General features: G+C 62.2%; 28 protein-coding genes and 1 other RNA gene. 14 read left to right on the forward strand and 15 right to left on the reverse strand.

Annotated elements, in window-relative coordinates:
* Nucleotides 1-24: 24 nt before the first annotated feature.
* The 7 genes from CO676_RS08045 to CO676_RS08075 all read right to left on the reverse strand — a co-directional run bounded on the left by CO676_RS08045 (nucleotide 25) and on the right by CO676_RS08075 (nucleotide 6140).
* Entirely contained in the window at nucleotides 25-780 is a 756-nt protein-coding gene (locus CO676_RS08045) for an aspartate/glutamate racemase family protein (RefSeq protein WP_097520234.1), read from the reverse strand.
* Nucleotides 781-789: 9 nt separating this feature from the next.
* Complete coding sequence (locus CO676_RS08050) at nucleotides 790-1512, reverse strand: ABC transporter ATP-binding protein (RefSeq protein WP_014765126.1); 723 nt, start codon at nucleotides 1510-1512, stop codon at nucleotides 790-792.
* A 3-nt stretch (nucleotides 1513-1515) separates the two neighbouring features.
* On the reverse strand, nucleotides 1516-2295 hold the full coding sequence (locus tag CO676_RS08055) for an ABC transporter ATP-binding protein (RefSeq protein ID WP_014765125.1): 780 nt from the start codon (nucleotides 2293-2295) through the stop codon (nucleotides 1516-1518).
* 2 nt (nucleotides 2296-2297) lie between these two features.
* On the reverse strand, nucleotides 2298-3284 hold the full coding sequence (locus CO676_RS08060; RefSeq protein ID WP_014765124.1) for a branched-chain amino acid ABC transporter permease: 987 nt from the start codon (nucleotides 3282-3284) through the stop codon (nucleotides 2298-2300).
* Nucleotides 3285-3288: 4 nt separating this feature from the next.
* Nucleotides 3289-4155, reverse strand: coding sequence for a branched-chain amino acid ABC transporter permease (locus CO676_RS08065; protein WP_014765123.1), 867 nt, complete (start codon nucleotides 4153-4155; stop codon nucleotides 3289-3291).
* A gap of 119 nt (nucleotides 4156-4274) precedes the next feature.
* The gene (locus tag CO676_RS08070; RefSeq protein WP_014765122.1) at nucleotides 4275-5474 is read right to left on the reverse strand and encodes an ABC transporter substrate-binding protein; all 1200 of its coding nucleotides are present in this window, start codon (nucleotides 5472-5474) and stop codon (nucleotides 4275-4277) included.
* Between the two features lie 225 nt (nucleotides 5475-5699).
* On the reverse strand, nucleotides 5700-6140 hold the full coding sequence (locus CO676_RS08075) for a DUF1772 domain-containing protein (RefSeq protein ID WP_097520236.1): 441 nt from the start codon (nucleotides 6138-6140) through the stop codon (nucleotides 5700-5702).
* A 484-nt stretch (nucleotides 6141-6624) separates the two neighbouring features.
* Here CO676_RS08075 and CO676_RS08085 point away from each other — a divergent pair, with 484 nt between their 5' ends.
* Together CO676_RS08085 and CO676_RS08090 are read left to right on the forward strand one after the other, a co-directional pair.
* On the forward strand, nucleotides 6625-8031 hold the full coding sequence (locus tag CO676_RS08085; RefSeq protein WP_097520239.1) for an FAD-linked oxidase C-terminal domain-containing protein: 1407 nt from the start codon (nucleotides 6625-6627) through the stop codon (nucleotides 8029-8031).
* A 63-nt stretch (nucleotides 8032-8094) separates the two neighbouring features.
* Nucleotides 8095-11826: an AsmA-like C-terminal region-containing protein gene (locus tag CO676_RS08090; protein ID WP_097520241.1), complete on the forward strand. Its 3732-nt coding sequence runs from the start codon at nucleotides 8095-8097 to the stop codon at nucleotides 11824-11826.
* 40 nt (nucleotides 11827-11866) lie between these two features.
* On the opposite strand, the gene CO676_RS08095 is transcribed toward CO676_RS08090, so the two are convergent.
* From CO676_RS08095 to ssrA, 4 genes are all read right to left on the reverse strand, one after another.
* On the reverse strand, nucleotides 11867-12097 hold the full coding sequence (locus CO676_RS08095; RefSeq protein WP_097520243.1) for a ribbon-helix-helix domain-containing protein: 231 nt from the start codon (nucleotides 12095-12097) through the stop codon (nucleotides 11867-11869).
* Between the two features lie 95 nt (nucleotides 12098-12192).
* Entirely contained in the window at nucleotides 12193-12402 is a 210-nt protein-coding gene (locus CO676_RS08100; protein ID WP_097520245.1) for a DUF4169 family protein, read from the reverse strand.
* Nucleotides 12403-12418: 16 nt separating this feature from the next.
* The gene (locus CO676_RS08105) at nucleotides 12419-12937 is read right to left on the reverse strand and encodes an SspB family protein (protein WP_097520247.1); all 519 of its coding nucleotides are present in this window, start codon (nucleotides 12935-12937) and stop codon (nucleotides 12419-12421) included.
* 198 nt (nucleotides 12938-13135) lie between these two features.
* Nucleotides 13136-13493: a transfer-messenger RNA gene (gene ssrA / locus CO676_RS08110) on the reverse strand.
* A gap of 399 nt (nucleotides 13494-13892) precedes the next feature.
* On the opposite strand from ssrA, the gene CO676_RS08115 reads away from it, so the two are divergent.
* Genes CO676_RS08115 through CO676_RS08125 form a run of 3 tightly spaced genes read left to right on the forward strand, consistent with a single transcriptional unit; the run spans nucleotide 13893 to nucleotide 14630 of the window.
* On the forward strand, nucleotides 13893-14099 hold the full coding sequence (locus tag CO676_RS08115; protein ID WP_097520361.1) for a hypothetical protein: 207 nt from the start codon (nucleotides 13893-13895) through the stop codon (nucleotides 14097-14099).
* 19 nt (nucleotides 14100-14118) lie between these two features.
* A complete protein-coding gene (locus CO676_RS08120) occupies nucleotides 14119-14361 on the forward strand; it encodes a hypothetical protein (RefSeq protein WP_097520248.1) in 243 nt (80 codons plus the stop codon).
* A gap of 50 nt (nucleotides 14362-14411) precedes the next feature.
* Nucleotides 14412-14630, forward strand: coding sequence for a hypothetical protein (locus CO676_RS08125; RefSeq protein WP_097520363.1), 219 nt, complete (start codon nucleotides 14412-14414; stop codon nucleotides 14628-14630).
* Nucleotides 14631-14669: 39 nt separating this feature from the next.
* On the opposite strand, the gene CO676_RS08130 is transcribed toward CO676_RS08125, so the two are convergent.
* Entirely contained in the window at nucleotides 14670-15098 is a 429-nt protein-coding gene (locus CO676_RS08130; RefSeq protein WP_097520250.1) for a gamma-glutamylcyclotransferase family protein, read from the reverse strand.
* Nucleotides 15099-15276: 178 nt separating this feature from the next.
* On the opposite strand from CO676_RS08130, the gene CO676_RS08135 reads away from it, so the two are divergent.
* The 8 genes from CO676_RS08135 (at nucleotide 15277) to CO676_RS08170 (ending at nucleotide 21867) form a co-directional block, all read left to right on the forward strand.
* Complete coding sequence (locus CO676_RS08135; protein ID WP_097520364.1) at nucleotides 15277-16071, forward strand: thymidylate synthase; 795 nt, start codon at nucleotides 15277-15279, stop codon at nucleotides 16069-16071.
* Nucleotides 16072-16220: 149 nt separating this feature from the next.
* The gene (locus CO676_RS08140) at nucleotides 16221-16826 is read left to right on the forward strand and encodes a glutathione S-transferase (protein ID WP_097520252.1); all 606 of its coding nucleotides are present in this window, start codon (nucleotides 16221-16223) and stop codon (nucleotides 16824-16826) included.
* Nucleotides 16819-17358 (forward strand): dihydrofolate reductase, encoded by a 540-nt coding sequence (locus CO676_RS08145; protein WP_097520254.1) that lies wholly within the window; start codon nucleotides 16819-16821, stop codon nucleotides 17356-17358. The genes CO676_RS08140 and CO676_RS08145 overlap by 8 nt, the downstream gene beginning before the upstream one ends.
* A 204-nt stretch (nucleotides 17359-17562) precedes the next feature.
* On the forward strand, nucleotides 17563-18645 hold the full coding sequence (gene hflK / locus CO676_RS08150; protein WP_041414515.1) for an FtsH protease activity modulator HflK: 1083 nt from the start codon (nucleotides 17563-17565) through the stop codon (nucleotides 18643-18645).
* Nucleotides 18642-19574 (forward strand): protease modulator HflC, encoded by a 933-nt coding sequence (locus tag CO676_RS08155; RefSeq protein WP_014765107.1) that lies wholly within the window; start codon nucleotides 18642-18644, stop codon nucleotides 19572-19574. The genes hflK and CO676_RS08155 overlap by 4 nt, the downstream gene beginning before the upstream one ends.
* A 7-nt stretch (nucleotides 19575-19581) precedes the next feature.
* On the forward strand, nucleotides 19582-19767 hold the full coding sequence (locus CO676_RS08160) for a DUF2065 domain-containing protein (RefSeq protein WP_012708553.1): 186 nt from the start codon (nucleotides 19582-19584) through the stop codon (nucleotides 19765-19767).
* A 6-nt stretch (nucleotides 19768-19773) separates the two neighbouring features.
* On the forward strand, nucleotides 19774-20160 hold the full coding sequence (locus CO676_RS08165; protein WP_014765106.1) for an ACT domain-containing protein: 387 nt from the start codon (nucleotides 19774-19776) through the stop codon (nucleotides 20158-20160).
* A gap of 201 nt (nucleotides 20161-20361) precedes the next feature.
* Entirely contained in the window at nucleotides 20362-21867 is a 1506-nt protein-coding gene (locus CO676_RS08170; protein WP_014765105.1) for a Do family serine endopeptidase, read from the forward strand.
* A 109-nt stretch (nucleotides 21868-21976) separates the two neighbouring features.
* Here the strand turns inward: CO676_RS08170 and CO676_RS08175 are convergent, their stop codons facing one another.
* Nucleotides 21977-22537, reverse strand: coding sequence for a GNAT family N-acetyltransferase (locus CO676_RS08175; RefSeq protein WP_097520257.1), 561 nt, complete (start codon nucleotides 22535-22537; stop codon nucleotides 21977-21979).
* Nucleotides 22534-23421 (reverse strand): phosphoserine phosphatase SerB, encoded by an 888-nt coding sequence (gene serB, locus CO676_RS08180; RefSeq protein ID WP_097520258.1) that lies wholly within the window; start codon nucleotides 23419-23421, stop codon nucleotides 22534-22536. The genes CO676_RS08175 and serB overlap by 4 nt, the downstream gene beginning before the upstream one ends.
* On the opposite strand from serB, the gene miaA reads away from it, so the two are divergent.
* On the forward strand, nucleotides 23420-24331 hold the full coding sequence (gene miaA, locus CO676_RS08185) for a tRNA (adenosine(37)-N6)-dimethylallyltransferase MiaA (RefSeq protein WP_086018022.1): 912 nt from the start codon (nucleotides 23420-23422) through the stop codon (nucleotides 24329-24331). The genes serB and miaA overlap by 2 nt on opposite strands.
* A gap of 13 nt (nucleotides 24332-24344) precedes the next feature.
* Here miaA and CO676_RS36975 read toward each other — a convergent pair whose 3' ends face one another.
* Nucleotides 24345-24776 (reverse strand): hypothetical protein, encoded by a 432-nt coding sequence (locus CO676_RS36975; protein ID WP_041415502.1) that lies wholly within the window; start codon nucleotides 24774-24776, stop codon nucleotides 24345-24347.
* Nucleotides 24777-24955: the final 179 nt, after the last annotated feature.

Consider the following 24955-nt stretch of genomic DNA (forward strand, 5'->3'; position numbering starts at 1 on the left):
GGGGCAGCCTCGGACGGAGTCGGCCTACGGGGCGCCGACCGATTTCTTTCCTATCGGCGGAGACCATGGCGCGTAACGTCCGGAAAATTGTTTCGCGCGCGGTTCGGCATAGCCGCCGATCTTCGATGTCCTGAGCCCGAGCGCCGATACCGTCTCCGCCAGCCTGACGGCGCAGGCCACCCCGTCGAGCACCGGTACTCCATGCTCGATCGAGAGAGCGTGAGCGAGATCTGCCATTCCCGCGCAACCAAGGACGATTGCCTCCGCCTTGTCCTCGACGACGGCGCGCGCGATTTCGGCGGAAATCTTGTGGCGCGCGTCCGAGCCCGGCAACTCGAGATCCAGAACGGCCACGTCCGACGCGCGGACTTTGGCACAGCGCGCGGCGAGTCCATATTTCGACAGGTTGTGCTCGATCGCCGGCACCGAGCGCGCGAGCGTCGTGACGACGCTGAACTTGCCCGCAACCAGCGTGGCGAGGTGGAAGGCCGCCTCCCCGATGCCGATCACCGGCGCTTCCGTGGCGCAGCGCGCCGCGTCGAGCCCCGTGTCGTCGAAACAGGCGATCACATAGGCATCGACTGGGCCCGCCTTTGCCATTTCGGCGATGATGCCGGGCACGACGAAGATCTCGTCGAAATAACCCTCGATGCTCGGGGGGCCGTCCTCGGGGTTCACCGCCACGATCTCAGTTGCCGGCGAGGCCGCAGCCTCCGCCGCTGTGCCGATCTTGTCGGTCATTGAAGCGGTGGTGTTTGGGTTTATAACGAGAATGCGCATGTCACCCGCCTAGAATTCGCCGCCGAGATAAAGATGCCTGACCCGTTCGTCGCTCAGCAACTCGGCCGACTTACCGCTGAGCGCCACCTTGCCGGTCGTCAGTGCGTAGGCGCGCTGCGAAATGCGCAGAGCCATGCGCGAGTTCTGTTCGACAAGCAGGACGCTGACCTTTTCGTCGCGATTGATCGCCACGATCGAACGGGCAATGTCCTGAACCAGCTTAGGGGCGACGCCGAGTGACGGCTCGTCGAGCAGCAGTAGACGCGGGCGCGCCATCAGCGCCCGGCCAATGACGAGCATCTGCTGTTCGCCACCGCTCATCGTCCCGGCCTGCTGCGAATATCGCTCCTTGAGACGCGGGAAGCGCGCCAGCACCATATCGACGCTCCGCTGAATCTCGGCCTTATCGCTGCGGGTGAACGCGCCCATCAGCAGATTGTCGCGCACGGTCATGAAAGGAAAGACACGGCGGGCCTCGGGCACCATGGAGATGCCCATCCGAACGATCTCGTCAGGGGCGACCCCGTCGATGCGTTTGCCGTGGTAGCGGATCTCGCCCTTGCGGATTTTCCGCAGGCCGGTGATGGCGCGCAGGATGGACGACTTGCCCGCGCCGTTGGCGCCGATCAGCGCGACGGTCTCGCCCTCATGGACCTCAATGGAGACGCCCTTCAGCGCATAGACGTGGTCGTAATAGAGCTCGACGCCATCGAATTTGAGCAGCGGTTCCATGGGTTACATTCCGATCGATTCGTCTTCGGCACCGAGATAGGCCTCGATCACCTTAGGGTTCTGCTGGATTTCGGCCGGCGTGCCCTCGGCGATCTTTTGGCCGAAGTTGAGCACCACGATACGGTCGGAAATATTCATGACGGCCGGCATATCGTGCTCGACCAGGAGCACCGTGATGCCGCGTTCACGGAGTTTGCGCACGATCTCGACCGCACGCCGGGTCTCATCGTGGTTCATCCCGGCAAAAGGTTCGTCGAGGAGGATGACGGAAGGATTGGTAGCGAGCGCGATCGCGATGCCGAGCGCGCGCAGATGGCCATGCGGTAGGGTACTGGCGATCTCGCCGCCCATTGGCGCAAGGCCGAGGAAGGAGAGGATTTCGTCCGCCGACGAACCGAACGCCTCAAGGTCGGTGCGCGCGGCAGCACTGGCGAAGTAGAAGCCCGCAAGGCTGGCGCGTGAGCGCAGATGATGGGCCGTCACGACGTTGTCTCGCACGGTCATGTTCTTGAAGATCGTGGTTTCCTGGAAGGTCCTCACCACGCCCTTGCGAGCGGTGATGTGCGGCGCCAATCCGGATATGCGCTCTCCCTTGAAGCGCACCTCGCCGTCGGTGGGCTTGAGGAAGGACGAGATCAGCTTGAACAAGGTCGACTTGCCGGCGCCGTTCGGCCCGATGACCGAGAGGATCTCGCCTTCGCGGACAGAGAAGGAGACGTCGTTTACCGCGACAAGGCCGCCGAAACGCTTGGTGAGCGCAAGGATTTCCAGGATATCCGGCATCGCTAGAGGTTCCTCTTTCGCGGCAGGGCCAGGCTCAGGAGGCCGTTCGGCAGCGCCAGTATCAGCACGATCAGCACCGTCGAGAAGATCAGCAACTGGAATTCACCCGTCTGGAACAGCAGATCCCAGCCGAAATAGAGGACAAAGGTGCCAAGCATCGGTCCTAGAACGTAACCGAGACCGCCGAGGAAGCAGTTGAGCATGAAATTGACGGAATCGGCGACGGTGAAGCTCGATGGATAGATCGACTGGGAGATCGAGGCGAACATCGCTCCACCGACGCCGCCGAGGAACGAGGAGAGCGCATAGGCGACGACGCGCAGATAGGCGATGTTGACGCCGATCGACGAAGCGAGCTCCTCGTTCTGCTGCAGTGATTGGCAAAGCTGGCCAATACGCGAGTGGGCGAGTCGATAGAGGCCGAGGAAGCAAAGCGCCATCAGCAGCACGGACGCGATGTAGAAGGCCAGGCGAGGATTTGCCAATGTCGCAAAATCCGGAATGAGTGTGAGGCCGAAAAGACTGAGGCGGGACGGCAGCGGAATGCTGACGATGCCACTGGCGCCGTTGGTAATCGGCAGGGCGAGAGCGAGAAGGCGTGCAACTTCGGTCAATACGAGCGACACCATGGCGAAATAGACGCCGCGCAGCCGCAGGATAGGCAGCCCGATGAGTACGCTCGCGGCGGCGCAGAAGAGGCCCGCCAACGGCAAGGTCAGCCAGAAGGACGTATCGTACTTCATGACCAGAATGGCGGAGACATAGCCTCCCATCAGCGCATAGGCGCCCTGGCCGATATTGATTCGACCGATGTAAAAGGTGATCCAGACGCCCGCACTGATGATGCTGAGCAGCGCGACCGATGTAAGCGTGTAATAGAGATCGCTTCGTCCGGTGGCGTTGATCAGTAGCGGTACTGCGACGAGCAGGCAGAGCAGAAAGAGCACTGCCGAAACGATCTTGAAGATGGCGGTTCGAGTCTTGCGCATGAGATCAGCCCCACGGCTTTCCCATCAGCCCGTGGGGGCGGATGCTCAGGAAGATCATCAGCAGGGCAAAAATGACGAGATAGGTGATGTCGCCATATTCGCGCAGCACGGTGAGGCCGACGGATTCCATCATGCCGAGAATGAAACCCCCGGCAATCGCGCCGCCGACTACCCCGGCGCCACCGATCATGACCATCAGGAAGGCTTTGATGGAGATCGGTCCGCCGATGCCGGAATTGACACCGGTGATGCTGACGAGCAATCCGCCGACGACCCCTGCAAGCATGGCGCCCAACGCAAAGCCGATCATCGAATAGCGCTCGACCTTAACGCCCATCAATTGGGCGGCGACGCGATCCTGCGCCAATGCCCGCATAGCGCGGCCAGGCTTGCTGTACTGCATGAAGAGCATAAAGGCTGCGATCATCAGGATGGCGATGACGCCGACGAGGATGCGGTCGTAGGGCAGGATTACCCTCTCGGAGACGAAGACGCCGCTGATGATCTTAGGTACACCGCGCTGCTTCTCGCCGAAAAGAAGCAGCATGACGGCATCCAGAAAAAACGCCGTCGCCGCCGCAAGCAGCATCGTACTTTCCTCGCGCTTGCTGCGACGGATTACCGTCCGGAAGAGGAACCTTTCCATGAGCGCACCGATGACCGCGAGGGTCACGCCCGAGCAAATCAGCGCAACGACGAAAGGCAGCTTCAGCTGGCCATAGATCGTGTATGTCACGAAGCCGCCCAGCACATACATCTGCCCGTGCGCGAAATTCAGCACGTTCATCAGTGCAAAGATCAGCGTCAACCCAAGCGCGATCAGCGCGTATTGAGCGCCGAGGTAAAGTCCGTTGGCAATCACCTGTTCCATGGCGGCGGATCCAGCCGATGAAGACTCGGGCACTGCCGAGCGCTCGATTGAGGTGCCAGGGCGCGGCCGAACCGGTTGGGTCTCGTCCGCGCCCCTTTCGCTGCTTCATTGGGCGTATGTCAGTCGACTTCACCGACGAACAGCGTCTGGAAGGCGCCGTCCTTGAACTCGGTGACAACCATCGGCACGGAGAGCTGCCGCTTCTGGCCGAACGAGGTGGTGCCGACATATTTCAGCGTACTGTCCTTGGCGTAGGGATTGGGCGCCGAGAAGGTGTCCATCGTCTTCTTGAACTCGTCTACGTTATCGACCGCCTTCGGGTTCGCTTTGAGCGTTTCGATAATGTATTCGAGCGCATAGACCTTCGTGTTGGACTCGTCGTTGTACTCGCCGAACTTCTTGGTGTACCGATCGATGAACTCTTCCATCACCGGCGTGCGGATTTCCGGCGTCGAGGCGCCACCGACCGAGATGAAGCCGTTAGCGAGCTCGCCCGCGCCTTCCTGCAGCACGGTCGCGTCCTGCGCCGTTTCCGCCGAGATCAGCCCCTCATAGCCGAGCTCCCGCGCCGCGCGGATCAAGAGCGGTGCATTTGCCGGAGCGACGCCGGAGAGCACGAGCAGATCCGGCTTCAACTGGACGATAGGCGTCAGCACCGGCGTGAAATCACGGGTGTCATTCTGGTATGTATCTTTCTCGGCAACCACTTCGAGCCCGAGTTCCTTTGCGGCGGCGACGCCGCTGTCGCGCTGGCTCAGGGGATCGGATTCATTGGCGGCAATGAACGCGACCTTCTTCACGCCTTTGTTTTCTTTCAGGTATTTGTAGATCGCAGGCCCGGACTGATAGTTGGCGACCATGCCAAGCACCGCGTTGGAGGCGGGCGGCGTGTAGAGTGCCTTTGGAAAAGCGTAGGGGAAATAGATTATCCCCTTGGACTCCGCCACCGGACGGACAGCGGCCGCACCGTCATCGACATTTGGCCCGACGACGTAGTGGATACCTTCCTGGGCCATCTTCTCCATGCCGGCGATGGCACGCTTGGGATCCTTCTGGTCATCGAAAGTGACGATGGTGATGTTGTAGGTATCGTCGCCGATCTTCACGCCGCCGGTCTCATTCAGCCAGTCGGCACGCGTCTGCATCGAGCGGACATTCGATGTCCCCCAAGCCGCGGCGGGACCGCTGGTCACACCGACGAACCCGATCTTGAGTTCCTTGTTCTCGGCCTGCGCGGAGAAAGTACCTCCGGCCGTTATTGCGAGCAACGAAACGGCGCCAAGCGCCAGCGATTTCAATGTCGAGCGTCTGTTGATCATCTCACTCCCCATCTTTCCGATCCTGCGCGCGCTGTCGCGATGCGGATGAGTAAGGGAAATCCTAAAATACATTATTGTCAACTTTTCTGCGAACTTTTGTATACAAAACTAACGGCGCCTGACCGAACGCGCTGAAGAGCCAGCAAACTCGTTGCACTAAGCAGATGTGAGAAAACGGACGCGGTTGGGTCAGTCGCAAGGATATGCGTCATTCCATGCAGGACGTCAGCTCGACATTCCGTCGGCAGCGGCGATGAGATAAATCACCGCCGCGACAGCGCCGAGGGCGCTGCGTCCGGCATGGAGCTTGCCCCAACGCATGATGAGCTCACGGGTCGCCTCGCTCGCCTGGTCCGGCGCCGTGTTCTCCAGGCGGTTGTTGATCGGCATGATCAGCAGCAGGGTATAGGGCCAGTTCAGGATGATGACTGCCGCGCCGAGGCCCCAAAGGGGGTTGCCGCTCTGCCACCAGGCGGCGGCGCCGAGGAGGCCCGATATGATGGCCAGCGAAGCCTGCATCTCGAAGCCGCGGCGATAGGCCGGGCCCCATTCTGCGAGGGCGGCGCGGTGGTCGAGACGAAGCCTGGCTGGCTGTTCTGCAATGTTGATATAGATGGCGGCGCCGAAGAAGACGGATGCCGTGAGCAAAGCGAGCAGGCCGAACATCGACGTTCTCCCGTTTTCAGACATGATACCCGAAGGCCTCGCAAACAAAAGCTGCATTATAGGCTGATGGCCGTCCGCCAATATTCCGTTGCGCAAGCGCTGCGGGGGGCTGTGACAAGCCGGTATCAGCGCCGGTGATTTGATGTGCGTGAACCGCATGGGATGACGTAATTTCTGGACAAACCGATTCCGATTTGCACAGTAGCGCCTTGAAATGAAAGCGCTTCGCGATCGGCGCTGGGAGTTGGCCGCCGGGAGGTCGATAGAGCCTCTTCGGGGAACGGCCATATCAAGACGGTTGCCGGAGGGCTCGTGGCCGTCGCGATCGATTCTCGCATGCGGGTGGGCAGCCGGAGCCTTTCCGCATGCGGCGACCACATAATTCCTTAATTCGGCATCGAATTGAGGATAGATTGTGCGGGCGTTCAAAACGTTGCGACGATCTGCGTTGTCAGGGTGTACGTCGCATGGGAAGGGACATGTCGTGCCGTTGAAGGCGATCAAGGCAGGGTCGAGGAACGAAAGCGGGATCGCTGCGGCCAAGGTGCTTTTCAGTGAACGGTTCGGTGATCGCTTCCAGACGGGAGAGGCAATCCGGACCCAGCACGCCAACACGACCACCTACATCCCGGCACAGCTTCCGGACGCGGTCGTCTTTCCCGAAAACGCCGCCGAAGTCCGCGCGATCGTCGAGGTCGCCTCGGCGCATCGCGTGCCGCTCATCGCCTTCGGCACCGGCTCCTCGCTGGAAGGCCATGTCAATGCGCCCCATGGCGGCATATCGGTCGACATGATGCGGATGAACCGCGTCCTTTCGGTCAATGCCGAAGACCTTGACTGCACCGTCGAGCCGGGCGTGACGCGCGAGGAACTAAACACCTATCTGCGCGACACGGGCCTCTTCTTTCCGATTGACCCCGGCGCGAACGCCTCGATCGGCGGCATGGCCTCGACGCGTGCCTCCGGGACAAACGCGGTGCGCTACGGCACCATGAAGGAGAACGTGCTTGCGGTCACCGCGGTCGTCGCCGGGGGACGAGAAATCAGAACCGCGCACCGGGCCCGCAAGTCCTCGGCCGGCTATGACCTGACGCGGCTCTTCGTCGGGGCGGAGGGAACGCTCGGCATCATCACCTCGATCACCCTGCGCCTGCAAGGCATTCCGGAGGTGATATCGGGCGGCGTCTGCCCGTTCCCGACGATTGCCGACGCCTGCAACGCAGTCATCCTGACGATCCAGTCCGGGATACCGGTGGCCCGTATCGAACTGCTCGATGCGCTGCAGATGAGGGCCTGCAACGCCTATTCCGGCCTGAACTATGCCGAGACGCCGACGCTCTTCGTCGAGTTTCATGGCAGCGCCGAGAGCGTCGAGCTGCAATCACGCCAGTTCGCCGAAATAGCGTCGGAATTCGGTTCTACAGGGTTTGTCTGGACCACCAACCCGGAAGCGCGCGCGCAGCTCTGGAAGGCGCGGCACAACGCCTATTGGGCCCAGAAGAGCCTCAAGCCTGGCGCCGCCATCCTGGCGACCGATGTCTGCGTGCCGATTTCGCGTCTTGCTGATTGCGTCGCGGCGACACACGAGGATATCGCCGCACATGGGCTGATCGCGCCGATCGTCGGCCATGCCGGCGACGGCAATTTCCACGTCGGCGTGCTTTTCGATGACAAGGACGCCGCCGACGTGGCGCGGGTCGAGGCCTTCGTCGAACGGCTGAATAGCCGCGCGTTGTCGATGGATGGTACTTGTACGGGTGAGCACGGGATCGGCCAGGGCAAGATGCCGTTCCTGGAAGCAGAGCTTGGCGGGGCGCTCGATCTAATGCGGCAGATCAAGCGTTCGCTCGATCCGGACAACATCTTCAACCCAGGCAAGATTTTTGCGTGATCCAGGCGGATGGGATGAAACTCGCAAGAGGGGCGCGAACGGAACAGATGGGAATGTGACACGGTGCTGGCGCGAATCTTCGTAATCATTGGCGGCCTGTTGGTTGTCGCGCTCTTCGTGGCGCTGATCGCACCATTGTTCATAAACTGGACCGATTTCCGCACCGATTTCGAGCGTGAGGCGAGCCGAATCATGGGCAAGCCCGTGGTCGTGCACGGCAGCGTCGATGCGCGCCTCATTCCCTTCCCGACGGTGACGCTCAATGACGTGCGCGTCGGGGCTGAAGACGGCGGGGCGCCGTTGATTCAGGTCGCCCAGTTCTCGATGAGCGCCGAACTCGCACCGTTTCTGAGCGGCGAGGCGCTGATCTTCGATATGCGCCTCGACCGCCCCAAGGCGAGACTGCGGCTGCAGCCGGATGGTACGCTCGATTGGGCGCGTGGGCCGCGCGCGGCGATCCCGGCCAACACCGTGGTGCTGGAAAATGTCGAGATCGCCGACGGCGAGATCGAGTTCGTCGACGAGCAGACCGGGCGGACGCGCCGTGTTAGCGACCTTTCCGCCGATGTCTCGGCACGCTCGCTGGCGGGTCCCTGGAAGGTCGAGGGCCGTGCCGCGCTCGATGGCGAGGCGGGCAGCTTCTCCTTCACGAGCAACGCGGTAAACGAGGAAGGGGCGCTTGGCCTCCGGGCGCGGCTGACGCCGGACAAGCGGCCCTTCGGGGTCGAACTCGAGGGCGAACTCAAGGTCGTCGATTTCAGGCCGCTCTACGCGGGCCGGTTCACGCTGACGGAAAATCGGCCGGCCGACGAGGCGAAGACCGGCCGGGCGCTGCGCATCAACGGCGAATTCCAGCTCACCAATGAAAGCATCCGCGTGCCGGAATATCACTTCGAAGTGGGCCCGCCGGACGATCCCTATATCGTCACCGGCGAGGCAACGCTCGACACCGGCAAGGATCAGAAGTTCCTGTTGATCGCCGACGGGCAGCAGATCGACGTCAGCCGCATCGGCAATTCCGGCCGAGGCGGCAAGACCGGCCGCGATCCGGCTGTTTCCCTGCGACAGCGGGTGGAAAGGATGATGGCGATCGCGGCGGATATTCCTATTCCGCAGGTGCCCGGCCGTGCGAGCCTGAAACTTCCGGCAATCGTCATTGGCGACACCACGGTGCGCGACATTCGTCTCGATGTCAGGCCTGACGGTGCGGGTTGGGTCATCGACAACGCGGTGGCGCTCCTGCCCGGCCGTACCCAACTCGAGGCCAAGGGCCGGCTGAACCTCAAGGGACAGCGCGCCTTTCGCGGCGACATCGTCGTCGCCTCGAACCAACCGTCGGGGCTCGCCAACTGGTTGGCCGGCTCGGTCGACCCCGCCATCCGCCAGCTGAAGACGGCGGGCTTTGCCGCGACCGTCAATCTCACCGACACCCTGCAGCAATTCGAAAAGCTCGAAGTGGCTGCGGGCCCGGCGACGCTCAAGGGGAGGCTGGAGCGCCAGTCCTTTGCCGAACAGCAGCCGACGCTGTCGCTGCAGCTCAAGGGCAACCGTATCGACCTGGAGGCGCTGCAGGCGCTGGCCGGTCTCGTCGCCGGGGATGCTTCGACCGCAACCTTGCTTAGTCATGCCATCGCCGCCGAACTTTCCGCCGAGACGTTCTCCGCCTTCGGCGAGGAGGCGCGCGAGGTGCAGGCGGTCCTGACGCTGAAGAACGGTCAGTTGCAGGCCGAACGGGTGGCAATCGGTCATTTGTCCGGCGCCCAGCTCGCCTTTTCCGGTCGCATGAGCGGCGGCTTCGAGAAGCCGGTGATTTCGGCGAAGATGAAGCTTGCCGCCGAGGAGCTGACGCCATTCCTGGAACTGGTCGGACGGCACACGATCGCTCACCCGGCCTTGGCCCGGTTGGTCAAGGCCGGGCCCTATTATTCGGACGCGGCCCTCGACATGACCTTGACGGCGGGCAGCAAGGAGGGGAACGCGCCCTTCACCTTCGGGGTGATCGGCACAGCCAATGGCGGCAAGATTGCCGCCAGCTACCAGGCGCCGGACGTCGCGCAGGCCCTTGCCGGCAAAGGCATGCTGCTGGAGGCGACGCTCGAGAACCCGCAGACCCCCGTTCTTCTCGGCCAGGCCGGACTCGACCCGCTGCCGTTCGATGCGGACGCCAACGGTATTCTCGCCGTCAAACTGCAGAGCACGGAAGGGTCCCAGGCGAATGGCTCGCTGACCTTCACGACCGAAAAGACGCAGGTCGCCGCCAAGGGTACCGTCGATCTTTCGCGCGATCACTATCTGGAGGGGCAGGGCAAGCTGACGCTTCAGACGGAGGATTTCGAGCCCTATTTGTTGCTGCAAGGCATCGCACTGCCGCAGATGGGCAGCGGGCTGCCGATGAAGCTGTCCGCCGACTTCGTTGCCGATCCGGAGAAGGTCGCGTTCTCGGCCATCGAAGGCAAAGCCGACCAGAACGGATTTACCGGGGCGTTGACCATCGACCGCAAGGTTCAGGGGACGGCGCGAGGCGAACTGGCGCTCGATATGCTCGATCTCGGCTGGCTGGGCGAAGGGATTCTCGGACAGGTTCACGACGCCTCGGTCGGCGGATTGTCGACGGCGCCGCTGGCACCGCCCGCCTGGACCGGTCTCGATGTCGCCATCGACCTCACGGCGAAGCGGTTTTGGCCCGGCCTCTATGGTGACGTTGCCGGTTTCAGCGGAAAGCTCGCATGGAAGGGCGATGAGTTCGCCTTGACCGATGCGGCGGGAGACTGGCTGGGGGGCAAGCTCGAGGGGCGGCTGCAAGTGGGCAATGCAAACGGCTCGGGTTTCCTGCGCTCGCGCTTCGACCTGAAGGGCGGCGATCTGGCTGCTGTCGGCTGGGCGCGGCAGAACGGGCCCGTGGCGACCGGTCGTTTCGACCTTTCCGTCGCGATGGAAGCTTCAGGTGCCACGCCGAAGGCGATGGCAAGTTCGGTCAGTGGTTCGGGAACGGCGACGTTCAATGGCGTGACGCTCAATGGCATCAACACGGCGGCGCTGCCGCAGTTGATGGCAGCGGCCGACGCGATGAAAACCGAGATCTCGCCGGACGCCATCCGCAAAGCCGCTGAAGACATTCTTTTCGGCGGGCAATCGGTCGTCGGTGCGGTCAAGGTGCCTTTCAGCATCGCCGGTGGGACCGTCAGGGCGCAGAACGTAACCGCTGCGGACGGCAACGCCGCCTTCTCCGGAGAAGTCTCCTTCGACCTTCCGGCCGAACGCATGAGTGGCGCGATCGACCTTACCTTCCGGCCAGGCGAAGAGACCCTTGCCGGCGCCGAGCCGCGCGTGCGTTTCGGCTATGCCGGGCTCCTTGCGGCGCCGGGTGTCAGCGTGGATGTCACCGACCTTGCCAATTTCCTGTCGCTTCGTGCTTACGAACGGGAGCGCCGGCGGGTGGAGATACTGCAGGCGAACGTTCTTGAAAAGCAGCGCCTGCGCCGCGAGGTCGCGCTTTACAGGGCACGGGCGGCCGAGCGCGAGCTCCAGCGGCGGCGGACGATAATTGAAGAACGCCGACGCCAGGCCGCGGCGGTGGAAGCGGCGCGGATGAAGGCCGAGGCAGCAGCCGCGCGCCGGATGGCCGAAGAGGAACGCCAGCGCTTGCGGCAACTCCCGCCGCGCGCTGCGCCGCCTCAAGGAGCGCCGGCCCAGGACGTTCAGCGCAATGAGCTACCCCCCGCCAGGCAGAACGCAGGTCCGCCAGCGGGGCAGGGGCTGAACTTCGACATGCTGCCCGACATCACGGTGCGGTAGGTCTAAGAATGGAGCTTGCAGGCGACCGAAGCCCGGCAGTTCAAAGGGCGTCCGCGGCTTTTGCCTGGGCCTTGATCCAAGCGAGCACGTGAAGCCGCAATGCAGAGGACAGGTTTCCCTCGGGGTCGCGGCCGTCGTCGATCTCCGCGATCAATCGCGCGAGCGGCAGGCCGCGGCTTTTGGCGATCGACTTCAGTTCCTGCCAAAAGGGTTCCTCAAGCGTGAAACTGGTGCGGTGTCCGTGCAGTGTCGCCGAATGCTTGGCGATCATCCCCTGGCCTCACAAGTCGATTGAGCGCGTTGGCAAACCGATTCCGGAAACGTTTCCAAGCCCTTGTGGGAGAATCGCTTTTCCGTTCGGGCGGGTCAGTCCTCGTCCCCGTCCGAGACAGGCCGGTGCGCCTCCAAGCGGCCCTGATCAAGCGTCTTCGATGCCTTTTCGTTCAACGCCGTCGTGAGGGACTTCTCCGCTTTCGTTCGGCCGAATGAAAGCCGGTTCTGTTCGGCCTGCTTCTCGCGCTCGGCCCGGGCCTGGCGCTTGCGGAACTGACGCAGATTGACGACGTCGCCGGTCATTACGACGCTCCAGTGATCAGTTCTTCTTGCGGAAGGAATCGAGCGAGACGACCGAGCCGCCGCCGCCCTTCGGGCTGTCGCCCGGCTTTTCGGGGCCCTTCTGCGAAGTCGGCTCATCGGCTTCGCTGACCGGGTAAGCGGTGATCTCCGCCGATTCCGACTCGTCTTCCTCGCCGGCGGCGACATCAAACTCGAGCTCGAAATTTACGGATGGATCGTAGAAACCACGGACCGCATTAAAGGGAATCACCAGCTTCTCCGGCGTATCGGAGAAGGAGAGGCCGATTTCGAAACCGGTCTCGGAAACCTTCAGATCCCAGAACTGATGCTGGACGACGATCGTCATCTGTTCCGGGTACTTCGCCTTCAGGTGCTGGGAGATGCGTACGCCGGGAGCCCCGGTCAGGAAGGTGATGAAGAAATGGTGGTCACCAGGCAAGTGGCCGGTAGCGGCAACTTCGGTCAGCACCTTGCGGATGACGCCGCGAAGCGCGTCCTGCGCCAGAATGTCGTAGCGGATGTGGTCCTGGCCCATGTGATCCCCGTCTCTCTTCAAACTCACTGTACCGCATGATGGCTCGGATCGAAATCGCGTTTCATACAGCAATTCAATGCCCTGTTCGGGCTGTCGGCGTAAGGGCGAATGCCCTAGCCGTTTCTCGTCTCATTGCCCGTCTGTCTGTGACGAGTCAATTATCGAGGCATCTATAGACCATTTCAGCACGGGGGAGAAGGTGAAGGCTTCTGTTGCCAGGTGCCTTCGGACCCCGCCTTACGGTGCTACCCGGAAGGGCTTGATTTGAAGTGCCGCACCGCCGTTAGGCAGCGAGACGTGCTTCAGCATAGTTGTCGTTTGCAACTATAAGTTTAGCCCGATAACGGTGGTACAATGCCGAGCAAAAAGTCGATCTTTACGCCCTTGTCGATCCTATTTCGCCCCCATCAAAAGCCGGTCCAGCCGACCGGTTTTTGGTGGAGGCGCCGGGTACCGCCCCCGGGTCCAATGGGTTTATTGCATCGCCCGTTTATTGCCATAGCCGCCCGAAGACGGCTTCTGTCATATAGGTCTTTCCGACGCCCAAGAAAAGGGGTGGGGAAAGGGAAATGAGGGCGATAGTTCTCGCCGTCCGCGGCCGCCTCCAAATTGCTTGACATGCTCGAAAAGAGTGATCGGAAGAGGCAAGGGGATGGGGCATTACCCACCCCCTTGCTCGGGCGCCTACCCTGCGGCATGGCGAAGATCCTCCGGAGCCAGGCACTCGTCTCGTGCAGGGTTTTGTCGAGACGTCGACACCGAGCTCGCGCATCGTCACCCTTTCAATCCCCGTTCTCCTCAGAGCTCTAATCGCAAGTGGACGGAAACGCTTCCGTGTTCGTTTCTGCGAGGCGCGCCATTCTCGGAACATTCGCTGCCGGCTCCGGTTAAGAAGGGAGACCGGGCCACGACCTCGTTGGTGCGGCAAGATCGGCAGGAAGGGAAGGGCACGCTGATGACATCTTCCAAGCATCCGAAAACACAGCGGCCGAGCGACAAGGACCTCAAGCAGGATCCCGGAATCGGTCAGTCCAAGGGCATTCGCGGACCATCGGAATACGAAAGCCTCAAGCGAGACAACACGACCGAAGGCGATGTGGCGAATGACCCGACGCCCCAAGGCGGCGCGAATCCTGGCCACCGCGGCCGAACGAACAAATGAGCAATCAGGAGATCTGATCATGGTCGGCAGGAAGACGCACGAACAGCAGCAACGTATCATTCAAGCCCGCGAGAACACATCGAATGCCGGCAAGGACCTCGATGCCGAAGCGGAGCTCAAACGTTCCGATGCCTTGCGCAGGGCCGAGCGCAAGGGGCACAAGCTCGACACGGCGCATGCGGATGCGCGCGAGGAGAATGACCGCAGCATCCTGAGAGGAGAAAACCAGGAAAGCAGGCACCACAAGGACACCGGCCGATAGATCGCCGGGTTCGACAAATTCGAAAGTTTTTACGGCGAAAGGAGATGGCCATGGCCAATGCCAGTCGCAAGAACATGGGAAAACCGGATAAGGGAAAGGGCGCCGGCAGCGGCGCCCGGACAGACCTGAAAGAAGGGATGCTCGGCGAGAACGATGTCCTGTCCAACCGCGACAAGGCACAACACTCAGGAGCGCGGGGCCTCGACCAGAACGCGACGAAGACAGAGCAATACCAGGACCATGCCGGTAACCGGCGGCCTGCGAAATAGGCGGTTTGTCGGAACAGGCGCGCGTCCGGCGCACGGACGTTAAGGAGCTTCACGACGCCATGGCGGCACGAAGTGTCTGTCTTCATAGGATCGCAGATATCCGCTGTGGACCGAGGCAGCCAGAAACCTCGCCTTGAAATAGGCGAGGGCCCGGCAACTGCGGCCCGGCCGCCTCGGCACGATGCGTATACGCCGCCGGAAATTGCCCGGCCTGCCGATGGACTCCATGCGATCGAGACGCTCGAGCGTAGCGGGGTCGACCTGATAGAGTTCGCCGCTGACACGCAAGCCACGGCCCGGCTCAAAAAACATCATCGGGGCGAACCACGGGCCGGCGATTAGCATCGGGTAGCTCGCGGCGGTGCGATAAAGCCCAATGAAGTTGGCATGGGCCAGGCCGCGCCTGTGCAGTGGGAAGCCTTTCTTCAATGTGCCGAAGACGAAGACGAGCTGAGGTGTGGCTATCAAGCGTAAGCTCCGAGCGTTGGTCCTCCCAACACGTAAGGCTACCGGCTGTTTCGCGGGCCTTCGCACAGCGCCACATCCCATGTAACGCCAAATTGCGGGAAAACGTCGCCGCGCCATTGGTTCCCCGGTGGCTTCGTCCTATTTTCAAGACACGAACGAATCGGCGGTGCGAAGGACCATGCGGCAGTATCTCGAGCTTCTCGACCACGTGATGAGCAATGGAACCGACCGCGGCGACCGGACGGGCACCGGCACGCGTTCTGTTTTCGGCTATCAGATGCGCTTCGATCTCTCGGAAGGCTTTCCGGTGCTGACGACCAAGAAGCTGCACCTGCGTTCGATCATTCACGAACTCCTTTGGTTCCTGAAGGGCGAAACGAATATCGCCTACCTCAAGGAAAACGGCGTCAGCATCTGGGACGAATGGGCGGATGAACGGGGCGAACTCGGTCCGGTCTACGGCTACCAGTGGCGGTCCTGGCCGACGCCGGCCGGCGGCCACATCGACCAGATCGCCGGGCTGATCGAGGGCCTGAAAACCAATCCGAATTCCCGCCGGCACATCGTCTCGGCCTGGAACCCGGCGCTCGTCGACGAGATGGCGCTGCCGCCCTGCCACTGCCTTTTCCAGTTCTACGTGGCGGACGGCAAGCTCTCCTGCCAGCTCTATCAGCGCTCCGGCGACATCTTCCTGGGCGTGCCCTTCAATATCGCGTCCTATGCGCTGCTGACGATGATGGTGGCACAGGTGACGGGGCTGAAACCCGGCGACTTCGTGCACACCCTCGGCGACGCGCATATCTACCATAACCACTTCGAACAGGTGCGGGTGCAACTGACGAGAACGCCGAAGGCGCTGCCGAAGTTGGAGATCAATGCGGCGGTGAAGGACATATTTTCCTTCAAGTTCGAAGACTTTACGCTCGTTGGCTACGAAGCCGATTCACATATAAAGGCGCCCGTCGCGGTCTGATCACGACGCGAACGTGACAGGTGGCATCCGGACTGGATTTGTCGAGCGCGGCCCATATGTTCTGCGAATAAGCGAAGCATGGGGCCGCCTGATCGACCCGGCCATGCTCCGAAAAAGCCGGCGACGACCGGCGGGGACGGGAGGTTTTGATGCTGACGCTGATCCATGCACCCTTGTCGCGCTCGTCGCGGATCATCTGGCTGCTCGAGGAACTCGGGGCCGAATACGAAATTCGCTACGTCAATATTCGCCGCTGGGACGGCTCCGGCGGGCCGGACGAGAACAATCCGCATCCGCACAAGCAGGTGCCGGCCCTCCTGCACGACGGGACACTGGTCTGGGAGTCGGCCGCGGTGGCGCAATATCTGACCGATCTCTACCCGGACTGCAGCCTTGGGCGACCGCCCGGTCACCAGGATCGCGGCGCCTACCTGTCTTGGCTCGCCTATTATGCCGGCGTGATGGAGCCGACGGCGCTTGCGCATATTTCCGGCGTGACCGTCAACAACCCGGCGCTGGCGCGCCTTTACACCGAGATGTGCGCGCATGTGATCGATGTCTTGACGCGCCAACCCTATCTCATTGGCGAGAGGATGAGTGCGGCCGACCTGCTGCTCGCAAGCGCTCTGCAATGGATGCGCAAGATCCTGCCGGAAAGCGACGTCATCGATCATTACATTCGCGTCGTCACCGATCGCCCGGCGCTTCTGCGGGCCCGCGAAATCGACAGCAAACCGAGTGGCTTCCATGACTGATGCAAGACCGGAACCGAAGATCGCCATCGTCGTTGCGGTCGCGACCAATGGCGTGATCGGACGCGAGGGCGACCTGCCGTGGCGGCTTTCAACGGATCTGAAGCGTTTCAAGGCGTTGACGATCGGCAAGCCGGTTATCATGGGACGCAAGACCTGGGTGTCGCTCGGTCGTCCGCTACCCGGCCGGCCGAACATCGTCATCAGCCGTGACCCCAGTTTCACGGCTGCCGGAGCCGAGACTGTCTCGTCAGTTCCGGAAGCGCTCGAGAGGGCGCGGACGCATGCCGCGGCGCTCGATGCCGACGAGATCTGTATCATCGGCGGGGGTGAGATTTACCGGCAGTCGGTCGATCTCGCCGACGTGCTGCACGTGACGGAGGTGCAGGCGGAGGTGGAGGGCGATACGCGTTTCCCGCCGATCGATCCTCGGTCTTTCGAGAAGGTATTCGAAGAGGACCTGCCGCGTGGCGAGAAGGACAGCCATGCGATGCATTTTGTCACGTGGCGGCGACGCGAAACGCTGTCAAAATAGCAGAAGTCTCAGCGGCGGAGCATCCCCGCTTCGTTCCTTTCCGGTCGCGTCGAGAAGCCGTCAACTATTTTTAGCCATTTACCGTGAACTCGCCCGTATCGCGTTGAAAGCAATGCACATGATACCTATAACGGGATCACGTCGCGACCGGCCGCAAATCTGCGGGGCGTTGAGCGAGAGAATTTTCTTTGAAGAGAGGTTTTGATGCCCTGGAGCAATCAGAATGGCGGCGGCGGCCCTTGGGGCGGCGGCGGCAATCAAGGGCCATGGGGTCAGGGAAATAAGCCGCGCGGCGGCCGAGGCGGGCCGCCGGATCTGGAAGAGATCATCCGTCGCGGCCAGGATCAGTTGAAGAACGTGGTTCCGGGCGGCTTCAACGGCGGCGTCTTCGTCATCGTCGGTCTGTTGATCGTCGGCTTCCTGCTGCTCAATTCGATCTACACCGTCCAACCGGATGAACGCGGCGTCGAAATGCGGTTCGGCAAGCCGAAGGAGGAAATCTCCATGCCCGGCCTGCACTATCACTTCTGGCCGCTCGAGACCGTCGAGATCGTCAAGGTGACGGAGCAGCAGCTCAATATCGGCAGCCGCGTCGGCGCCCAGTCGAGCGCGGGCCTGATGCTGTCCGGCGACCAGAATATCGTCAATGTGCAGTTCTCCGTACTGTTCTCGGTCACCGATCCGAAATCCTATCTCTTCAACGTCGAGAACCCGGCCGACACGTTGCAGCAGGTGGCCGAAAGCGCCATGCGCGAGGTCGTTGGCCGTCGCCCGGCGCAGGACATCTTCCGCGACAACCGTCAGGCGATCGCTGCCGACGTCAAGAACACGATCCAGGCGACCATGGATACCTATGGTGCCGGCATCTCGGTGAACACGGTTGCGATCGAGGACGCGGCGCCGCCACGCGAAGTGGCCGACGCATTCGACGAGGTGCAGCGCGCCGAGCAGGACGAGGATCGTTTCCTCGAGGAAGCCAATCAGTATGCCAACCAGATACTCGGCAAGGCGCGAGGTCAGGGAGCGCAGATCCGTGAAGAGGCGGCCGCCTACAAGGACCGCGTCGTCAAGGAAGCCCAGGGTGAGGCGCAGCGGTTCATTTCGGTCTATGACGCCTATTCCAAGGCGCCGGAAGTCACGCGCAGGCGGCTTTATCTCGAAACCATGCAGGATGTTCTCGGCAAGTCGAAGAAGGTCATTCTCGATGAGAAGAACGGCCAGGGCGTGCTGCCCTATCTGCCGCTCAACGAAATCGGTAGACCCTCGCAGTCGGGAGGTACCCAATGATAAACAATCGCAGTTCAATCATCCTCATCGTTGTCGCAGCGGTACTGGTCGTCGTCTACTCGTCGGTGTTCGTGGTCAATGAGCGCCAGCAGGCGATCGTCGTTCGTTTCGGCGAAATCCGCGACGTGAAGACCGAGCCGGGCCTTTATTTCAAGCTTCCCTTCGCCTTCATGGATGCCGACCGCGTGCAGTATGTCGAGGACCAGGCACTTCGCTTCGACCTCGACAATATCCGTGTGCAGGTTTCCGGCGGCAAGTTCTACGAGGTGGACGCCTTCGTGGTCTACAGGATCGCCGACCCTCGCCGTTTCCGCGAAACGGTTTCCGGCGACCGGGAATCTGCCGAAGCGCGCCTTCGCACGCGTCTCGATGCGTCGCTGCGCCGCGTCTACGGCCTGAGGGGCTTCGAGGCGGCGCTATCGGACGAGCGCGCATCGATGATGCGCGAGGTCCGTACCGATCTTCGGGCAGACGCCGAATCGCTGGGTCTCAATATCGAGGACGTTCGCATCCGCCGCACCGACCTGACCCAGGAAGTGTCGCAACAGACCTTCGAGCGGATGAAGGCGGAGCGCCTGGCTGAAGCCGAACTGATCCGCGCCCGCGGCAATGAAGCGGGCCAGCGACGCCGCGCGATTGCCGACCGCCAGGTGGTCGAGATCGTCGCGGAAGCCCAGCGTGATTCGGAAATTCTTCGAGGCGAGGGCGAAGCCGAGCGGACGGGAATATTTGCCGACGCCTTTACACGCGATCCCGGCTTCTTCGAGTTCTACCGCTCGATGGCGGCCTATGCCCAGGCGATCGGAAATCCGGATACAACCGTGGTGCTGTCGCCCCATTCGGAATTCTTCCGTTATTTCAACAGCGCGGACGGGGCAACGCCGCCGCTGTCGCCAACCGTGCCGGCGGCACCTGCGACCGCAGATTGAGCGGGCAATGTCCGATCTTCTGACCGGCTTTGCATTCTTCCTGATCATCGAGGGGCTGGTGTACGCACTGGCCCCTTTGGTTCTTGTGGAATTGGCGAAGCGTTTGCCGTATGTCCCGGAGCATCAGCTGCGCCTCGCCGGACTCACATCTGTGGCCGTTGGCGTCGGACTTGTTTGGTTGCTTCGAGGGTAATGCGAAATGACACATAGACTGCTGATCCGGTTGGTCGATGCCGAATATGCGATTACCCGCCTGAACATCGGGTCCGCTATTCCGGAGTGGCTGCCCGGCCCGGGGTTCTGGACAGTTTCGAGTTCGCGCGAGGAAATGACACTTGTTTGCCGCGCCGCCCGCGTCCCTTCGAGCGTTCAAAGTTCGCTTGGCTGGCGCTGTTTCCGCATAGAGCAGCATTTCAGCTTCGACGTGCCGGGTGTCCTGTCTTCGGTGCTTCGCCCGCTCTCGGCAGCCAGTGTGGGCGTTTTCGCCAATTCGACCTTCAGCACCGATTACATCTTCGTTGCCGGCTCCGATCTCGAGAAGGCGGTGCAGGCGCTGAAGGAACACGGCCACGAAATCACCACCTGATCTGTCAAAGATCAGGAAATCGTGTCTGGACGCTCCGGAAATCCGCCGTATCTTCAGAAGACGATCGTTTGCTGCGCAAAGTAGCCGCCGCAACGCCTTGCGGCAGTGGTATAATTCGCCGAAACGGATGGAACGGATTGCGCAGTGATCGCGGACCACCGAAAGCCATGGTCGGCGTGATGGAATGAGGAGCACAGCGACTTGTCGAAACGACCTGAAATCTTCCGCGGCCTGATGCTGGCGGCTGCGACGGCACTGCTCTTTTCCAATACGGCTCTTGCCGAGACGGCGCTGCCGCGGCCGGCCGCCGGCCCACCCTCGGTCGCCGATCTTGCCGAAAGCCTGCTCGACGCCGTGGTCAACATCTCCATCTCGCAGAACGTCAAGGGCGAGGATGACAATGCGCCGATGCCTCAGGTGCCGGAGGGATCGCCGCACCAGGAGTTCTTCGACGAATTCTTCAAGGGCCAAGGCGAGGGCGGACGCCCTCGCACGGTCAACTCGTTGGGGTCCGGCTTTATCATCGACCCGTCCGGCTACGTTGTCACCAACAACCATGTGATCCAAGATGCCGACGATATCGAGATCAACCTCTCCGACGGAACCAGGCTGAAGGCGAAGCTCGTCGGCACCGATACCAAGACCGATCTGGCGGTGCTCAAGGTCGAACCGAAGAAGCCGCTCACGGCGGTGTCCTTCGGCGATTCACGAAAGATCAGGATCGGCGATTGGGTGATGGTCGTCGGCAACCCCTTCGGCCTCGGCGTATCCGTCTCGGTCGGCGTGGTTTCGGCGCGCGGCCGTAACATCAATGCCGGACCCTATGACAGCTTCATCCAGACCGATGCCGCAATCAACCGCGGCAATTCCGGCGGACCGCTGTTCAACATGCAGGGCGAGGTGATCGGCATCAACACGGCGATCCTTTCGCAAACCGGCATGTCGGTCGGCATCGGCTTTGCAGTGCCCACCGAGCTTGCGATGAACGTCGTCAACCAGCTCAAGGAGTTCGGCGAGACGCGGCGCGGTTGGCTTGGCGTGCGGATTCAGCCGGTCACCGACGACATCGCCGAAAGCCTGAAGATGGAGGCGCCCCGGGGGGCGCTGGTTTCCGGCATCATCGAGGGCGGCCCGATTGCGCATGGCGAAATCAAGGCGGGCGACATCATCATCCGCTTCGATGGCAACGAGGTCGGAGAAATGCGCGATCTCATGCGCGCGGTCGGAGAAAGCCCTGTCGGCAAGGCGGTCGAGGTGGTGATCATCCGGGACGGCAAGGAGCAGACGGTGCGCGTGACGCTTGGCCGGCTTGAGGATGGCGAACACCTGGCGCGCGCGGGGGGCAGCGGGGAACTGAAGGGTGAGAGCGTCAAGCCAAGCGAACCGCCCGCCGCCACACTACCGGCGACGGACGTCATACTCGGCATGAAACTCGCCGTGCTCGACGCCGATCGCCGCAAGAGCTTCGGCATTGCCGAAAACGTCAACGGCGTCGTCGTGACCGAAGTCCAGCCGAATTCGCCGGCGGCCGAGCGCCGCGTCGAGGCGGGTGACGTCATCGTCGAAGTCGGCCAGGAGGCTATGGACAAACCGGAGGACGTCACATCGCGCGTCGAGGCACTGAAGTCCGACGGCCGCCGCAACGCATTGCTGATGATCGCCAACAAGACCGGCGAGCTGCGCTTCGTTACGGTGCGGATGGAGTAGCCAGGCGAAAGTCGACCCTGGACATCGGTGAAGAGCTGGCAAGCTTGCAAGTCCGAGAAAAGCGTGGCGCTGTGCGTCAATCACGGCACGTCGGCGCGGGAGTCTCCGTCTACGCTCGGCGCTTCCACTCCTTGTCTGTGATCGCATAAAGCACGTGACGCTTCAGATGCGCATGCGTGTCGGGCACGGTTGGATGATCGAAGTCGCGCAGAGGGTCCGGCCGCATGCCTATTCGCTTCATCACGGCCGTCGAGCGGATATTTTTCGCCACCGCGAAGGAGACGATCTCGCTCAGCCTCCTTTCGCCGAAACCGTGCTCGAGAAGCGCCAGCGCCGCCTCGGTCACGTAGCCCTTGCCCCAATGGGAGACGGCGAGGCGCCAGCCGATCTCGATCGTGCCGTCGGGCAGATGCGGCTCAAGATCGGTCCGCGCCAGGCCGCAGAAGCCGATCGGCAAGTCGCTGTCACGCAGCGCAAGAGCGAAGAACCCGAAACCGGTCTCGCCGATCCTCCGAGCGTTGCGGTCGAACAGTGCGTCGGACTCCGAGCGGCTGCGTCGAAGCGGAAAAAACTCCATTACCTTCGGATCACTGTTGATCTCGGCGAAGAGATCGCGGTCGCCCTCGCACCAGCTGCGGATTCTCAGACGCTCGGTCTCGCGGATGATCACCTCGCGAAATCCGACTTGCGATAACCCTGGAGATAGAGAAGGGCGGAGAGATCGCCATGATCGATGCGGATCTTCGCCTGTTCGGCAACGACCGGCTTGGCGTGCAGCGCCACGCCGCTGCCGGCAAGCTGCAACATGCCGAGATCGTTGGCTCCGTCGCCGACAGCAATGGTATCCGCCGTCGAGATGCCGAGCCGTTCGGAAATCTCGATAAGCGCGTCGACCTTGGCCTGCTTGCCGAGGATCGGACGGGCGACTTCGCCGGTCAGGGCTCCGTCCTCTTCCAGGAGTTCGTTGGCACGATTTTCGTCAAAGCCGAGCTTTTCGGCGATCGGACCGGTGAAGACGGTGAAGCCGCCGGAAACGAGCGCCGTGTAGTGGCCCTTCGCCTTCATGGTGGCAATCAACTCGCGCCCACCGGGGGTGAGCGTGATGCGCTTGGCGATCACCTCGGCGATAACCGTGGCGGGGAGGCCTTTCAGAAGCGCCACGCGCTCTATCAGCGCCGGCTCGAAGGCGATCTCGCCATTCATGGCACGGGCGGTGATCGCCGCGACTTTTTCCTTGAGACCGACTTCGGCGGCGAGTTCGTCGATGCATTCCTGTCCGATCATGGTCGAATCCATGTCTGCGATCAGAAACTTCTTGCGGCGGGTTTCGGCATCCTGCACGGCGACGTCAACGGCCGCTCCATCCACTGAAGCCCGCAGCCGCGCTTCGGCCTCATGTGGATCGGTGCCGTCCTTGAGCGCGAGGTCGCAGGCAATGCCGTCGGCCAGCCAGTAGAGCCCGGACGCCTGGATGGCTTCGGCCGCCGCCTCCGCCAGCGCGGGCGTCAGGACAGGATTTGACGGATTGGCGATAAGCGTGGCAACGAGAGCCATGATGAAAAACCTTGATCGAGATATGGATGCGATCCTGATAACCGGGCCAACCGCCAGCGGCAAGTCCGCGCTTGCGGTGGCGCTGGCTAAGCGGCACGGCGGGGTGGTGGTCAATGCCGACAGCATGCAGGTCTACGACACCCTGAAGGTGCTGACCGCGCGTCCGGATGAGACCGAGATGGGCGGCATCGAGCATTTTCTCTACGGCCATGTGCCCGCGGGGCGGCTCTATTCGACCGGCGCCTGGCTGCGGGACGCCGAGGCGCTGAACGCCAAGCTGCGCGGCGAGGGCCGGTTGCCCGTCTTCGTCGGCGGAACCGGTCTCTATTTCAAGGCCCTGACCGGCGGCCTGTCGGACATGCCCGAGATTCCTGCGAAGATCCGCGAGGGGTTGCGAGAGCGGTTAAAGCTAGAGGGGGCGGCGGCCCTCCACGCCGAGCTTGAGCGGCGCGACCCGCAGACGGCAGAACAGTTGCGGCCCGGCGACGGTCAGCGGATCGTGCGGGCGCTCGAGGTCGTCGAGGCGACCGGCAAGCCCATTCGTCTCTATCAGCAGAGCCGCGGCCCGGTGATCGTCGATCCGACCCGAGCGCAGAAGATCGTCGTCCTGCCGGACCGTACGCTTCTCCACAGCCGCATTGACCGGCGCTTCGAGATGATGCTTGCAAGCGGCGCCGTGGAAGAGGTGCGGGCGCTCCTCGGTCTGAAGCTCCCGCCGGACATGCCGGTGATGAAGGCGATCGGCGTGCAGCAGATCGCCGCGATGCTGAAGGGCAAAATGAATGAGGCAGAGGTGATCGCGACGGGAGCAGCGGCGACACGGCAATATGCCAAGCGGCAGATGACCTGGTTCCGCAACCAACTCGATGACAGCTGGCAGCGGATTGCGCAACCAGATGAAGTTTTATAGCGGGCGGTTTTTCTCAACCTATCCCATGTTCCCGGAGCACCGCCTCCTCGTCACCGCTCACCCAGCCGAAGATTTTCGGCTCGCCATTGCGCAGCTGAACGAAATAGTGGACCTCGAAATCGATTGTGACATCCGGCTTCTTATCCCGCTCATAGACCGAACGCCAGTCGACCCGGACGAGGAAATGCAGCGCATCGATCGGCGTGATCTTGAGGTCGCGGATCTTGAGCTCCCTGGTGCCAATCGCCCGGTAACGGGCATAGCCCTTCTCCATCGACGTTTTCAGGCTCTCGTCGTTCTTTCCGGCCATGACGCCCACCGGCGAAGCCGCGATAAAATCCGATGCGAAGGCAAAGGTCGTATCGCCTACATCCATTTTCCTGGCGAGCACCCGATTTGCCATGCTTTCATAGCGTGCGAAAAAGCTCCGAAGGACGTCGTCCATCGCCTCCTCCTGTTGCGATGGCGTGATCGACGCCTGTTGATGCTGAATGAGGCGCCAGTCCTCGCCGGTTCGTGCATAGGTCGACGTGCAATAGGCCGCATAGAAGACATCGGGTTCGCGTCGGGCCTCGGCCCGATAGGCGAGCACCAGGACGCTATCGTTGGGCCGAGCGCTCCTCT

The organism is Sinorhizobium sp. BJ1, from assembly GCF_002531555.1.
Taxonomy (GTDB): domain Bacteria; phylum Pseudomonadota; class Alphaproteobacteria; order Rhizobiales; family Rhizobiaceae; genus Sinorhizobium; species Sinorhizobium fredii_B.

What these genes read in the sequence shown, in the direction of transcription:
- CO676_RS08045 (WP_097520234.1), bottom strand. Translation starts at nt 780, where the DNA reads ATGCGCATTCTCGTTATAAACCCAAACACCACCGCTTCAATGACCGAC.
- CO676_RS08050 (WP_014765126.1), bottom strand. Translation starts at nt 1,512, where the DNA reads ATGGAACCGCTGCTCAAATTCGATGGCGTCGAGCTCTATTACGACCAC.
- CO676_RS08055 (WP_014765125.1), bottom strand. Translation starts at nt 2,295, where the DNA reads ATGCCGGATATCCTGGAAATCCTTGCGCTCACCAAGCGTTTCGGCGGC.
- CO676_RS08060 (WP_014765124.1), bottom strand. Translation starts at nt 3,284, where the DNA reads ATGCGCAAGACTCGAACCGCCATCTTCAAGATCGTTTCGGCAGTGCTC.
- CO676_RS08065 (WP_014765123.1), bottom strand. Translation starts at nt 4,155, where the DNA reads ATGGAACAGGTGATTGCCAACGGACTTTACCTCGGCGCTCAATACGCG.
- CO676_RS08070 (WP_014765122.1), bottom strand. Translation starts at nt 5,474, where the DNA reads ATGATCAACAGACGCTCGACATTGAAATCGCTGGCGCTTGGCGCCGTT.
- CO676_RS08075 (WP_097520236.1), bottom strand. Translation starts at nt 6,140, where the DNA reads ATGTTCGGCCTGCTCGCTTTGCTCACGGCATCCGTCTTCTTCGGCGCC.
- CO676_RS08095 (WP_097520243.1), bottom strand. Translation starts at nt 12,097, where the DNA reads ATGATCGCCAAGCATTCGGCGACACTGCACGGACACCGCACCAGTTTC.
- CO676_RS08100 (WP_097520245.1), bottom strand. Translation starts at nt 12,402, where the DNA reads ATGACCGGCGACGTCGTCAATCTGCGTCAGTTCCGCAAGCGCCAGGCC.
- CO676_RS08105 (WP_097520247.1), bottom strand. Translation starts at nt 12,937, where the DNA reads ATGGGCCAGGACCACATCCGCTACGACATTCTGGCGCAGGACGCGCTT.
- CO676_RS08115 (WP_097520361.1), top strand. Translation starts at nt 13,893, where the DNA reads ATGACATCTTCCAAGCATCCGAAAACACAGCGGCCGAGCGACAAGGAC.
- CO676_RS08120 (WP_097520248.1), top strand. Translation starts at nt 14,119, where the DNA reads ATGGTCGGCAGGAAGACGCACGAACAGCAGCAACGTATCATTCAAGCC.
- CO676_RS08125 (WP_097520363.1), top strand. Translation starts at nt 14,412, where the DNA reads ATGGCCAATGCCAGTCGCAAGAACATGGGAAAACCGGATAAGGGAAAG.
- CO676_RS08135 (WP_097520364.1), top strand. Translation starts at nt 15,277, where the DNA reads ATGCGGCAGTATCTCGAGCTTCTCGACCACGTGATGAGCAATGGAACC.
- CO676_RS08140 (WP_097520252.1), top strand. Translation starts at nt 16,221, where the DNA reads ATGCTGACGCTGATCCATGCACCCTTGTCGCGCTCGTCGCGGATCATC.
- CO676_RS08145 (WP_097520254.1), top strand. Translation starts at nt 16,819, where the DNA reads ATGACTGATGCAAGACCGGAACCGAAGATCGCCATCGTCGTTGCGGTC.
- hflK (WP_041414515.1), top strand. Translation starts at nt 17,563, where the DNA reads ATGCCCTGGAGCAATCAGAATGGCGGCGGCGGCCCTTGGGGCGGCGGC.
- CO676_RS08155 (WP_014765107.1), top strand. Translation starts at nt 18,642, where the DNA reads ATGATAAACAATCGCAGTTCAATCATCCTCATCGTTGTCGCAGCGGTA.
- CO676_RS08160 (WP_012708553.1), top strand. Translation starts at nt 19,582, where the DNA reads ATGTCCGATCTTCTGACCGGCTTTGCATTCTTCCTGATCATCGAGGGG.
- CO676_RS08165 (WP_014765106.1), top strand. Translation starts at nt 19,774, where the DNA reads ATGACACATAGACTGCTGATCCGGTTGGTCGATGCCGAATATGCGATT.
- miaA (WP_086018022.1), top strand. Translation starts at nt 23,420, where the DNA reads ATGATGAAAAACCTTGATCGAGATATGGATGCGATCCTGATAACCGGG.
- serB (WP_097520258.1), bottom strand. Translation starts at nt 23,421, where the DNA reads ATGGCTCTCGTTGCCACGCTTATCGCCAATCCGTCAAATCCTGTCCTG.
- CO676_RS36975 (WP_041415502.1), bottom strand. Translation starts at nt 24,776, where the DNA reads ATGGACGACGTCCTTCGGAGCTTTTTCGCACGCTATGAAAGCATGGCA.